The organism is Lutibacter sp. (assembly GCF_013041805.1).
Taxonomy (GTDB): Bacteria; Bacteroidota; Bacteroidia; order Flavobacteriales; family Flavobacteriaceae; genus Lutibacter.
In genome coordinates, this window is sequence record NZ_JABDRI010000047.1 from 1 (window position 1) to 12806 (window position 12806).

The window sequence follows — 12806 nt, forward strand, 5'->3', positions numbered from 1 at the left end:
TTTTACCTAAGTTAGAATTAATTACAACATTATTTTCAACTCCAATTTTGTTTGAAATATGTAAATTTCTAAAAAATGAAGGATCCTGTCTTAAAAATAAATACATATCTTCATTTCTCCTCCAATATAAACGAGGCATAATTTTTATGGATTCATTTTCAAATTTAGTAGATAAAGCAACCAAACTTGTTTGAGTCTCTTCATATTGATCAATATAATCGGGACTTGCATAAAAACCATTCGCTCCAAATTTACGACTTGTAAAAGAAGCTGTCAACGTAAAAACCGATAGCGTTGATTTAATAAAAACAGCCATATTCTGAAAATCAGTGTTGAATCTGTATCCATCAGACTCTTGATAACTGAGTGAAGCTAAAATGTTTCCATTATTATATTTCTGACCTAATGAAATTACTCCTTTTTTATTTTCAAATGAACCGTAATTTACATTTAGATTTAAAGAATTATTAATCACATTTTTAGTTACAATATTAATGGCTCCTGTAAAAGCATTTTGTCCATAAATACGAGCAGCAGGTCCTTTTATAATTTCAATTCGGTCAATATTTTCTAATGAAATTATTGCATTCATTGTGTGGTGCCCAGTTTGAATATCATCCATTTTTACACCATCAATAAGCACTAAAGTTTGATCAAAATTACCTCCACGAATATATAAATCAGATTGCATTCCGTCTATTCCTCTTCGTCTCACATCTATACCTGCTATACTTTGTAATAAATCTGCAACGTTTGTAGCAGGTAAACTTACTATTTCATTTGAAGTGACAACCCTAATAGAACGTGATTTTTTTGAAAAAGGTAATGAAATTCTATTAGAAGTAATTTCAACTTCTCTTAGATTAACAGTATCTTTTTGCGCACTTATGGAATTTGTAAAAAAAACTATTAGTACGAATATGTAAATCGCTTTTAACATTTATTTAAAATCGTTATTAATAAGAGCAAAGCTATCAATTTGAATTAAAACCGCTAATTTTTTAATAAAAAAAACCGAACAAAATGTTCGGTTTTCTTTATTTATGCCTCGCCAGTAGGTCCAAAATTCATTGGAATTGGTGGCTGTTCATAATCTTTTATTTCTCCATGATTTTTCTCAAATCTTTTTACATTTTCAGCTAAGGCCTTCACCAATCGCTTTGCATGTTGAGGGGTTAAAATTATTCTTGATTTAACTTTAGCCTTTGGTTGCCCGGGCATAACACTTATAAAATCAACAATAAACTCTGAAACTGAATGGTTAATTATAGCTAAGTTCGCATAAGTTCCCTCTGCCATTTTATCATCCAACTCAATATTAATTTGCCCTTCTTTTTTAGATTTTTGATCGCTCATAATTATAATTTTGATTCCATTTCTTCTTTAGAACCTACAATAATATTATCATAATCTCTCATTCCTGTACCAGCTGGTATTCGTTTACCAACAATTACATTTTCTTTTAATCCTTCCAGATAATCAACTTTACCATTAACAGCAGCTTCATTCAATACCTTAGTTGTCTCTTGGAAAGATGCAGCTGAAATAAATGATTTAGTTTGTAGTGACGCTCTTGTAATACCCTGTAAAATTTGTTCAGCCGTTGCTGGTTTAGCCTCTCTAGCTTCTACTAAATTTTTATCTTCTCTTCGTAAAACAGAATTCTCATCTCTTAACTGACGTGCAGTTATAATTTGACCTTCTTTTAAATTCTCAGAATCTCCAGAGTTTTCAACTACTTTCATTCCATAAATTTTATCATTTTCTTCAATAAAATCATTTTTATGAATCAATTGATTTTCTAGAAATAATGTATCTCCAGAGTCAATAATTTTTACTTTACGCATCATTTGACGCACAACAACTTCAAAGTGCTTATCATTAATTTTTACACCTTGTAAGCGATATACCTCTTGAATTTCATTTACTAGGTATTCTTGAACTTTTCCAGGTCCTTCTATGTTTAAAATATCATTAGGAGTTACTGCTCCTTCAGAAATTGGCATACCCGCTTTAATAAAATCATTTTCTTGAACTAAAATTTGATTAGAAAGTTTAATTAAATACTTTTTAATTTCTCCTAATTTAGATTCAACAATTATTTCACGATTACCACGCTTAATTTTACCAAAAGCAATTACTCCATCTATTTCAGAAACAACGGCTGGATTGGAAGGATTACGTGCTTCAAATAATTCAGTTACACGCGGTAAACCTCCTGTAATATCACCAGATCTACCTGATTTACGTGGGATTTTTACAATTGTTTTTCCGGACACGATTCGTTCTCCATCTTCAACAATTAAATGTGCACCTACAGGTAGGTTATAAGATCTAATAACATTGTCTTTATCATCCATCACTAATAGTGTTGGAATTGTTTTTTTGTTTTTAGATTCAATGATAACTTTTTCTTGGAAACCTGTTTGTTCGTCAATTTCAACAAGGTAGTTCATACCCACTTCAATATTTTCGAATTTAATTGTACCTGCAAATTCTGATACAATTACACCGTTGAACGGATCCCATTTACAAATAATATCCTCTTTTTTAAGTTTCTGACCATTTTTAACATAAATAGTAGAACCATAAGGTATGTTATTAGCACTAAGCGTTAAGCCAGTTTTCTCATCAATCATTTTAACTTCTGAAGTTCTCGAAATTACAATATCTATTGCATTTCCATCTCCATCAGTACCTTTAACTGTCCTTAAATCTTCAATCACTGCCTTACCAGCAAACTTCGTATTTAAAGTGTTATTTTCTGAAATATTACCTGCTACACCACCAACGTGGAATGTTCTAAGTGTCAACTGTGTACCCGGCTCTCCAATTGATTGAGCCGCAATAACTCCAACAGCTTCTCCTTTTTGAACCATTTTTCTAGTTGATAAACTATGTCCATAACATTTAGCACATATTCCTTTCTTAGCTTCACACGTTAATGCTGAACGAACTTCAACTGAGATGATAGGAGAATTTTCAATTCTTATTGCAATTTCTGAAGAAATTTCTTCACCTGCTCCTATTAATAATTCGTCTGTTAATGGATCAACAACATCATGTAACGATACACGTCCCTCAATTCTTTCTCTAAGTGTTTCTACGATTTCATCATTCTTTTTAAGAGCTTCAACATTTAAACCTCTTAAAGTACCACAATCAACTTCATTAATAATAACATCTTGAGAAACATCAACCAAACGACGAGTTAAATAACCTGCATCGGCAGTTTTTAATGCTGTATCGGCTAAACCTTTACGAGCACCGTGAGTTGATATAAAATATTCTAAAATTGATAAACCTTCTTTAAAGTTCGATAAAATTGGATTTTCGATAATTTCACCACCACCTGCTGTAGATTTTTTTGGTTTTGCCATTAATCCACGCATACCAGTTAACTGACGGATTTGCTCTTTTGATCCCCTTGCTCCAGAATCAAGCATCATAAATACTGAGTTAAACCCTTGTTGATCTTCACGTAAACGTTTCATTGAAAGTTCAGTTAAACGATTGTTTGTTGAACCCCAAATATCAATTACCTGATTGTAACGCTCTTTATTAGTTAACATACCCATATTATAGTTGGCCATAATATTGTCTACCTGAGCATTTGCATCAGCAATCATTGTGTGTTTTTCTGGCGGAATAATAATATCACCTAAACTAAATGATAAACCTCCTTGAAATGCAAAAGAATATCCCATAGATTTCATGTCATCTAAGAATTTACCAGTAGTAGGTACATCTGTTACATTCAAAATTTTACCAATAATATCTCTTAACGATTTTTTATTCAATACTTCATTCACATAACCAGCTTCTTCAGGTACAACTTCATTAAATAAAACTCTACCAACAGTAGTTTGAATAATTTGATTCACTAATTCACCTTGCTCATTAAAGTCCTTAGTTCTAACCTTAATACTTGCATTTAAATCAACCGCTTTTTCATTAAAAGCAATCGTTACTTCCTTAGGTGAATAAAAAGTTAAACCTTCACCTTTCACTGTATATTCTGGAGTTGATTTTCTCTCTTTAGTCATATAGTATAATCCCAATACCATATCCTGAGAAGGAACAGTAACTGGTGCCCCATTTGCAGGATTTAAAATACTATGAGATGCTAACATTAATAACTGACACTCTAAAATAGCCTCAGGACCTAAAGGTAAATGCACCGCCATTTGATCCCCATCAAAATCGGCATTAAATGCTGTACAAACTAATGGATGCAATTGAATCGCTTTCCCCTCAATTAATTTTGGTTGAAACGCTTGAATACCTAAACGGTGTAACGTCGGAGCACGGTTTAATAATACAGGATGTCCTTTTAAAACATTTTCTAAAATATCCCATACAACAGGCTCTCTTTTATCTATAATTTTCTTTGCTGATTTTACTGTTTTTACAATACCTCTTTCGATTAATTTTCTAATTACAAAAGGCTTGTATAATTCAGCTGCCATATCTTTTGGCAATCCACATTCGTATAATTTTAATTCAGGTCCAACAACAATTACAGAACGAGCTGAATAATCAACACGTTTACCTAAAAGGTTTTGACGAAAACGTCCTTGTTTTCCTTTTAAAGAATCTGATAATGATTTTAGTGGACGATTTGATTCTGTTTTAACTGCTGAAGATTTACGTGTGTTATCAAACAATGAATCTACAGATTCTTGTAACATACGTTTTTCATTACGTAAAATAACTTCAGGAGCTTTTATTTCAACCAATCTTTTTAAACGATTGTTACGAATAATTACTCTACGGTATAAATCATTTAAATCTGATGTTGCGAAACGACCTCCATCTAATGGTACTAATGGACGCAATTCTGGTGGAGTCACCGGAATTACTTTCATTATCATCCATTCAGGACGGTTTTCTCTGTTTTTATTTGCATCTCTGAATGCTTCTACAACATTTAATCTTTTTAACGCCTCAGTTTTACGCTGTTTTGATGTTTCAGTATTTGCTTTATGACGTAATTCATAAGACAATTCATCTAAATCAATACGATTAAATAAATCAATTAAACAAGCTGCTCCCATTTTAGCAATAAACTTATCTGGGTCATTATCATCTAAATATTGATTTTCAACTGGAAAACTTTCAAGAATATCTAAATATTCTTCTTCTGTTAAGAAATCCATTTTTTGCAATGGTTCTCCTTCAGCATTTTTAGCTCCAGCTGGCTGAATCACAACATAACGTTCGTAGTAAATAATCATATCTAACTTCTTTGATGGTAAACCTAAAAGGTATCCCATTTTGTTAGGTAATGATTTAAAGTACCAAATATGTGCTACTGGTACCACTAAATTAATGTGTCCTACTCTGTCTCTACGAACTTTTTTCTCAGTTACTTCAACACCACATCGGTCACAAACAATTCCTTTATAACGAATTCTTTTGTACTTTCCACAAGCACATTCATAATCTTTTATTGGGCCAAAAATACGTTCACAAAACAATCCATCTCTTTCAGGTTTATGTGTACGGTAATTAATGGTTTCTGGTTTTAATACTTCTCCTTTTGATTTCTCAAGAATTGCTTCTGGAGATGCTAAACCAATTGAAATTTTATTAAACTTTTTTACAGTGTATTTATCGTTTTTTCTTGCCATAATAATGATGGATTCGAATTTTAAAAATGTAAAAATATATTAAATAGTTAGGAGACTAAACTCCTAACTATCTTTAAATTGTTATTCCTCTAATCTAACGTCTAACCCAAGACCTTTAAGCTCGTGCATTAATACGTTAAAAGATTCTGGCAATCCAGGTTCTGGCATCGGATCTCCTTTTACAATAGCCTCGTATGTTTTGGCTCTACCCATAACATCATCTGATTTTACTGTTAGGATTTCACGTAAAGTACTTGAAGCTCCATATGCCTCAAGTGCCCAAACTTCCATTTCCCCAAAACGCTGACCTCCAAATTGAGCTTTACCTCCAAGTGGTTGTTGTGTGATTAATGAGTACGGTCCAATAGAACGTGCGTGCATTTTATCATCAATCATATGACCAAGTTTAATCATATAAATAACACCAACAGTAGCTTTTTGATCGAAACGTTGACCTGTTCCTCCATCATATAAGTACGTATGTCCATATTGTGGCACCCCTGCATCATCAGTTATCTTATTTATCTGATCAATAGTGGCACCATCAAAAATTGGAGTTGCATATTTGGTCCCTAATTTTTGACCAGCCCAACCAAGAACTGTTTCATAAATCTGACCAATATTCATACGTGACGGTACACCTAATGGGTTCAATACAATATCAACCGGAGTTCCATCTTCTAGGAATGGCATATCTTCTTGACGAACAATACGAGCAACAATACCTTTGTTACCGTGACGACCCGCCATTTTATCTCCAACTTTTAATTTACGTTTTTTAGCAATGTATACTTTTGCCAGTTTTAAAATTCCTGCTGGTAATTCATCTCCAACTGAAACAGTAAATTTTTCACGACGTAAACTTCCTTGTAAATCATTTACTTTAATTTTATAGTTATGAATTAATTCAACAACTAATTTATTAATATGATCATCTGTTGTCCAAGTACCTTGCGTTAAATAAGCAAAATCAGGTACAGAATTCAACATTTTTAAAGTGAATTTTTTTCCTTTTTGAAGTATTTCTTCTCCTAAATCATTTAATACCCCTTGAGAAGTTTTTCCACTAATTAAGGTAAATAATTTATCTGTTAAAACTGAGCGCAATTCTTCAAATTTAGCTGTGTATTTACTTTCTAAATTAGCGATACTAACTTTATCTTGCGCTCTTTTAGATTTATCTTTTACAGCACGTTCAAATAATTTTTTGTCAATAACGACACCTCTTAAAGAAGGAGAAGCTTTTAATGATGCATCTTTTACATCTCCGGCTTTATCTCCGAAAATTGCTCTTAACAATTTTTCTTCTGGCGTTGGATCTGACTCTCCTTTAGGAGTAATTTTACCTATTAATATATCACCAGGTTTTACTTCAGCTCCAATTCGAATCATTCCATTTTCATCCAAGTCCTTTGTAGCCTCTTCTGAAACATTTGGTATGTCGTTAGTCAATTCTTCAGCACCTAATTTAGTATCTCTAACATCCATAGAGTATTCATCAATATGGATAGAAGTAAAGATATCTTCTTTTACAACTTTTTCTGAAATTACAATTGCATCCTCAAAATTATATCCTTTCCAAGGCATAAAGGCAACCTTCATATTTCTTCCTAAAGCAAGTTCTCCTTTTTGAGTTGCATATCCTTCACAAAGTACTTGTCCTGTCTCAACTCTATCACCCTTTTGTACAATTGGTTTCAAATTAATTGAGGTTCCTTGGTTTGTTTTTCTAAATTTAATTAAGTTATAAGTTTTGCTATCTCCATCAAAACTTACCATACGCTCTTCATCAGTCTTATCATACTTAATTTCAATAGTATTTGCATCTACATATTCTACAACTCCAGCACCTTCAGCGTTCATTAAAATACGTGAATCTTTTGCTACTCTAAGCTCTAAACCAGTTCCCACAATTGGAGATTCTGGTCTTAATAATGGTACAGCCTGACGCATCATATTTGACCCCATCAATGCTCTATTCGCATCATCATGCTCCAAAAATGGAATTAAAGATGCTGAGATAGATGCTATTTGGTTGGGAGCGACATCCATAAAGTTTACCTTAGTAGGCTCAACTACAGGATAATCTGCTTCTTCACGAACGATAACTTTATCTGCAACAAATTTTCCAGTTTCATCTAAAGGAAGATTCGATTGTGCGAACTTCATTCCTTCTTCTTCTTCAGCACTTAAATATCTTGGTGCTTCTGTAATATTTACATTACCCTCGGTAACCTCTCTATATGGAGTTTCAATAAACCCAAGATTATTCACTTTTGCAAAAACAGCCAAAGATGAAATCAATCCAATATTTGGTCCTTCAGGAGTTTCAATAGGACATAAACGGCCATAATGTGTGTAGTGAACATCACGAACCTCAAACCCTGCTCTCTCTCTAGATAAACCACCAGGTCCTAATGCTGATAATCTACGTTTGTGTGTAATCTCTGCTAATGGATTTGTTTGATCCATAAATTGAGATAATTGATTTGTACCAAAAAAAGAGTTTATAACTGAAGACAACGTTTTAGCATTAATCAAGTCAATGGGTGTAAACACTTCATTATCACGAACATTCATACGTTCACGAATGGTACGAGCCATACGAGATAGACCTACCCCAAACTGGCTAGCTAACTGCTCTCCAACTGTACGAACACGACGATTAGATAAGTGGTCAATATCATCAACTTCAGCTTTTGAATTTACTAATTTTATCAAATTTTTGATAATGGTAATAATATCTAACTTAGTTAAAACTTTTTGATCAATATCCTCGTTTAGCCCAAGTTTTTTATTCATTCTATAACGTCCAACTTCACCTAAGTTATAACGTTGTTCAGAGAAAAATAATTTATCAATAATACCTTTTGCCGTTTCGAAATCAGGCGGTTCAGCATTACGTAATTGCCTATAAATATGCTCAACAGCTTCTTTTTCTGAATTTGTTGGATCTTTTTGTAGCGTATTATGAATAATTGCATAATCAGCCATTTCATTATCTTCTTTGTGTAATAAAATAGTTTTTGAACCTGATTCAACAATTTCTTCAATTTGTTCTTTTTCTAAAATTGTATCTCTATCCAATACAATTTCATTTCTTTCAATAGAAACAACTTCTCCAGTATCTTCATCAACAAAGTCTTCAAACCAAGTTTTTAAAACACGTGCCGCCAATTTTCTACCTAAGACTTTTTTAAGACCACTTTTTGAAACCTTTATTTCTTCAGCAAGGTCAAATATTTCAAGTATATCTTTATCTCTTTCGTAACCAATTGCTCTAAACAATGTAGTTACTGGTAATTTTTTCTTTCTATCAATATAAGCATACATTACTTGATTGATATCTGTTGCAAACTCAATCCAAGAACCTTTAAAAGGAATAACTCTTGCTGAATATAATTTTGTTCCGTTTGCATGGAATGACTGTCCAAAGAAAACACCTGGTGAACGATGCAATTGAGAAACTACAACTCTTTCGGCTCCGTTGATACAAAAAGTACCACTATGAGTCATATAAGGAATTGTTCCAAGATAAACATCCTGAACGATTGTTTCAAAATCTTCGTGCTCCGGGTCTGTACAGTACAATTTTAAACGCGCTTTTAAAGGCACGCAATAAGTTAAACCTCTTTCAATACATTCTTGTATTGAATATCTAGGAGGATCTACAAAGTAGTCGATAAACTCTAACACAAAATTGTTACGAGTATCAGTAATTGGGAAGTTATCTAGGAAGGTTTTATATAATCCTTCTGTACTTCGTTCGTCAGCTTTGGTTTGTAATTGAAAAAAATCTTGAAATGATTTTACTTGAATATCTAGAAAATCTGGATATTCCATTACCAATTTTGCTGATGCAAAGTTTATTCTTTCGGTGAATTGTTTAGTGGCCAATGGTCAAAACTTTAGGTTAAAAAAAACTATTAAATTATAAGAACGAATATATACGCAAAATGGTTTAGGTCTGAGGATATACCCAAGACCTAAACCTTAAATTGTTTTAGCTGGTAAAAGCTTATTTAAGCTCAACCTCTGCTCCTGCTTCTTCTAATGACGCTTTTAATCCTTCAGCCTCATCTTTAGAGATTCCTTCTTTAATAGGAGCTGGTGCGCTATCAACGATACCTTTAGCTTCTTTTAATCCTAAACCAGTTAATTCTTTAACTAATTTAACAACTGCTAATTTAGATTGTCCTGCTGCTTTTAAAATCACATCAAATTCTGATTGCTCTGCTGCCGCTGCTTCTCCACCTGCTGCTGGACCTGCTACTGCAACAGCTGCTGCTGCTGGTTCAATTCCGTATTCGTCTTTTAAAATATTAGCCAACTCATTTACTTCTTTCACTGTTAAGTTAACAAGTTGTTCTGCGAAATCTTTTAAATCTGCCATTTCTCTTTGTTTAATTTTTATTATTTAGTTTATTCGTGCACTTATTTATTTGTCTGATAATGTTTTCAGAATTCCTGATAATTTACTACCTCCAGATTGCAATGCTGAAACAACATTTTTAGCTGGTGATTGTAACAATGTAATAATATCTCCAATTAACTCTTCTTTAGATTTAATGTTAACTAGCATATCTAGTTGATCATCACCAACATAAATAGCTTCTTCAACATACGCACCTTTTAAAAGTGGCATTTTTGATTTCTTACGAAATTCTTTAATTAATTTTGCCGGAGCATTACCTGTTTCAGAAAACATTAATGATGTATTTCCTTTTAATACAGATGGTAATTCTCCAAAATCTTTATCAGATTTTATCATTGCTTTTTCAAGCAATGTATTTTTAACAACCGCTAATTTTATGTTTGCTTTAAAACAAGCTCTACGTAAATTAGATGTATCTAAAGCATTCAATCCTGAAATATCTGCTAAATAGATGATATTACCTTCAGTTAATCGTGTTGTTAAAGCTTCTATTACTTGTGATTTTTCTTCTCTCGTCATAATTTCTAAGTTTTAACTTCTTAATTAAACTGATTTTGCATCTACACTTATTCCAGGACTCATTGTACTAGATAAGTAAATACTTTTAATATACGTTCCTTTCGATGCGGTTGGTTTTAATTTCACTAATGTCTGAATTAATTCTTGAGCATTTTCGGTTATCTTATCAACATCAAATGATGCTTTACCAATTGCAGCATGAACAATACCAGTTTTCTCAACTTTAAAGTCAATTTTACCGGCTTTCACATCTGCTACTGCCTTTGCAACATCCATCGTTACAGTACCAGTCTTAGGATTAGGCATTAAACCTCTTGGTCCTAAAATACGACCTAAAGGACCTAATTTCCCCATAACACTAGGCATTGTAATTATAACATCAACATCGGTCCATCCTGCTTTAATCTTTTGAAGGTATTCATCTAAACCAACATAGTCCGCACCAGCTTCTTTAGCATCAGCTTCTTTATCTGGAGTTACTAATGCTAAAACTTTAACATCTTTTCCAGTTCCGTGAGGTAATGTAACTACCCCTCTAACCATTTGATTTGCTTTACGAGGATCTACTCCTAATCTAACAGCTAAATCAATAGATGCATCAAAATTTACAGAAGTAATTTCTTTTACTAAAGCTGAAGCATCACTTATTGAGTAAGATTGAGTTCTGTCAACCTTCGCATGTGCCTCTTTTTGCTTTTTAGTTAATTTTGCCATTTTATAATAACTGTTTTATTGTTTAACTGGAGCTTTTCCACTTACTTTAATTCCCATTGAACGCGCAGTACCTGCCATCATTAACATAGCTGATTCAATAGTAAATGCATTTAGATCTACCATTTTATCTTCAGCTATTGTTCTCAATTGATCCCAACTAACTGATGCTACTTTTTGACGGTTTGGTTCTGGAGAACCTTTTTTAACTTTAGCCGCTTCTAATATTTGAACAGCCGCTGGTGGAGTTTTAACAACAAAATCAAAAGATTTATCCTTATAAACTGTAATAGCTACGGGTAAAACTTTTCCTTGTTTATCTTGAGTTCTAGCATTAAATTGCTTACAGAACTCCATAATATTAACTCCGGCAGCACCTAAAGCAGGTCCAACTGGTGGTGATGGGTTTGCCGCACCTCCACGAACTTGTAATTTAACTACTTTACTTACTTCTTTTGCCATTTTTTAATCTTAAATTAGAAATCACATATTTATTGGAAGCAAATATGCAAAATCACAAATTACTGTAACAATTATGAAATTTTATCTACTTGCATATAACTTAACTCTAATGGTGTTTTTCTTCCAAAAATCTTAACCATTACTTCAAGCTTACGCTTTTCTTCATTAATTTTTTCGATAGTACCATCAAAACCATTAAAAGGTCCGTCTATCACTTTAACCGTTTCACCAATCACATATGGTATTGCAACATTATCATTTTGAACTGATAATTCATCAACTTTACCAAGCATACGGTTTATTTCTGATTTTCGCATTGGAACTGGTTCGCCACCTTTTACTTCCCCTAAAAAACCAATAACTCCTGTTATTGACTTAATAATATGAGGCAACTCTCCACTTAAATTTGCTTCGATCATAATATACCCAGGAAAATAAACACGTTCTTTGTGTATTTTTTTTCCATTTCGGATTTGAATAACTTTTTCTGTTGGTACTAAAACACTATCAACATAATCAGTCATACCTAAACGAGCTATCTCATTTTCAATATAAGATTTCACCTTATTCTCTTGACCTCCAATAGCCCTTACTACATACCATTTTTTAACAGAATCAGTCATAATAAAATTTATAAATTAAAATAATTTAAAATATTCTCCTAAACCTGTTTGAAAAAATTTGTCTACTAAAAAGACGGCTAATGCAAACAATATTGTAAAAATAGCGACAACAACAGTAGATTTTTGAGCTTCTTCCCAAGAAATCCATGAAACTTTGTTACGCAACTCATCAAAAGAGTCTTTTATATAATCAACTAAATTCATTCTTTAAAATTTTGCACGGGTGGAGAGACTCGAACTCCCGACACCTGGTTTTGGAGACCAGTGCTCTACCAACTGAGCTACACCCGTGTAAAGTGCACAAGAGTGGCTACCGTAGTAACCACTCTTTGCACTGGCCTAAGTTCAGGTCGACTTTCTTAGTCTAAGATTTTAGTTACCACTCCGGCACCCACAGTACGGCCACCTTCGCGTATCGCAAAT

11 protein-coding genes and 1 tRNA gene are annotated in these 12806 nt (G+C 32.9%); all 12 read right to left on the reverse strand.

All coding sequences use genetic code 11. The features are described from left to right. On the reverse strand, nucleotides 1-940 hold a 940-nt coding region (locus tag HKP59_RS06685), incomplete at its 3' end, for a TonB-dependent receptor plug domain-containing protein (RefSeq protein WP_291804784.1). Between the two features lie 101 nt (nucleotides 941-1041). Continuing rightward, nucleotides 1042-1356, reverse strand: coding sequence for a DUF3467 domain-containing protein (locus HKP59_RS06690; RefSeq protein WP_291804787.1), 315 nt, complete (start codon nucleotides 1354-1356; stop codon nucleotides 1042-1044). A 2-nt stretch (nucleotides 1357-1358) separates the two neighbouring features. After that, on the reverse strand, nucleotides 1359-5633 hold the full coding sequence (gene rpoC / locus HKP59_RS06695) for a DNA-directed RNA polymerase subunit beta' (RefSeq protein WP_291804789.1): 4275 nt from the start codon (nucleotides 5631-5633) through the stop codon (nucleotides 1359-1361). Nucleotides 5634-5714: 81 nt separating this feature from the next. Continuing rightward, entirely contained in the window at nucleotides 5715-9530 is a 3816-nt protein-coding gene (gene rpoB, locus HKP59_RS06700; protein WP_291804790.1) for a DNA-directed RNA polymerase subunit beta, read from the reverse strand. Nucleotides 9531-9651: 121 nt separating this feature from the next. Continuing rightward, nucleotides 9652-10026, reverse strand: a complete 375-nt coding sequence (gene rplL, locus HKP59_RS06705) for a 50S ribosomal protein L7/L12 (RefSeq protein WP_291804791.1) — start codon at nucleotides 10024-10026, stop codon at nucleotides 9652-9654. Nucleotides 10027-10071: 45 nt separating this feature from the next. Further along, nucleotides 10072-10587 carry a 50S ribosomal protein L10 gene (gene rplJ / locus HKP59_RS06710; protein ID WP_291804794.1) on the reverse strand — a complete coding sequence of 172 codons (516 nt, stop codon included), beginning with the start codon at nucleotides 10585-10587 and terminating at the stop codon, nucleotides 10072-10074. Nucleotides 10588-10611: 24 nt separating this feature from the next. Next, on the reverse strand, nucleotides 10612-11301 hold the full coding sequence (gene rplA, locus HKP59_RS06715; RefSeq protein ID WP_291804797.1) for a 50S ribosomal protein L1: 690 nt from the start codon (nucleotides 11299-11301) through the stop codon (nucleotides 10612-10614). A 15-nt stretch (nucleotides 11302-11316) separates the two neighbouring features. Next, a complete protein-coding gene (gene rplK / locus HKP59_RS06720) occupies nucleotides 11317-11760 on the reverse strand; it encodes a 50S ribosomal protein L11 (protein ID WP_291804801.1) in 444 nt (147 codons plus the stop codon). A 71-nt stretch (nucleotides 11761-11831) separates the two neighbouring features. Then, nucleotides 11832-12383, reverse strand: coding sequence for a transcription termination/antitermination protein NusG (gene nusG / locus HKP59_RS06725; protein WP_291804804.1), 552 nt, complete (start codon nucleotides 12381-12383; stop codon nucleotides 11832-11834). A 15-nt stretch (nucleotides 12384-12398) separates the two neighbouring features. Further along, complete coding sequence (gene secE, locus HKP59_RS06730) at nucleotides 12399-12587, reverse strand: preprotein translocase subunit SecE (protein WP_291804806.1); 189 nt, start codon at nucleotides 12585-12587, stop codon at nucleotides 12399-12401. A 14-nt stretch (nucleotides 12588-12601) separates the two neighbouring features. Then, nucleotides 12602-12674: transfer RNA gene (locus tag HKP59_RS06735), tRNA-Trp, on the reverse strand. Nucleotides 12675-12742: 68 nt separating this feature from the next. Beyond that, on the reverse strand, nucleotides 12743-12806 hold a 64-nt coding region (locus HKP59_RS12835), incomplete at its 5' end, for a hypothetical protein (RefSeq protein ID WP_363288943.1).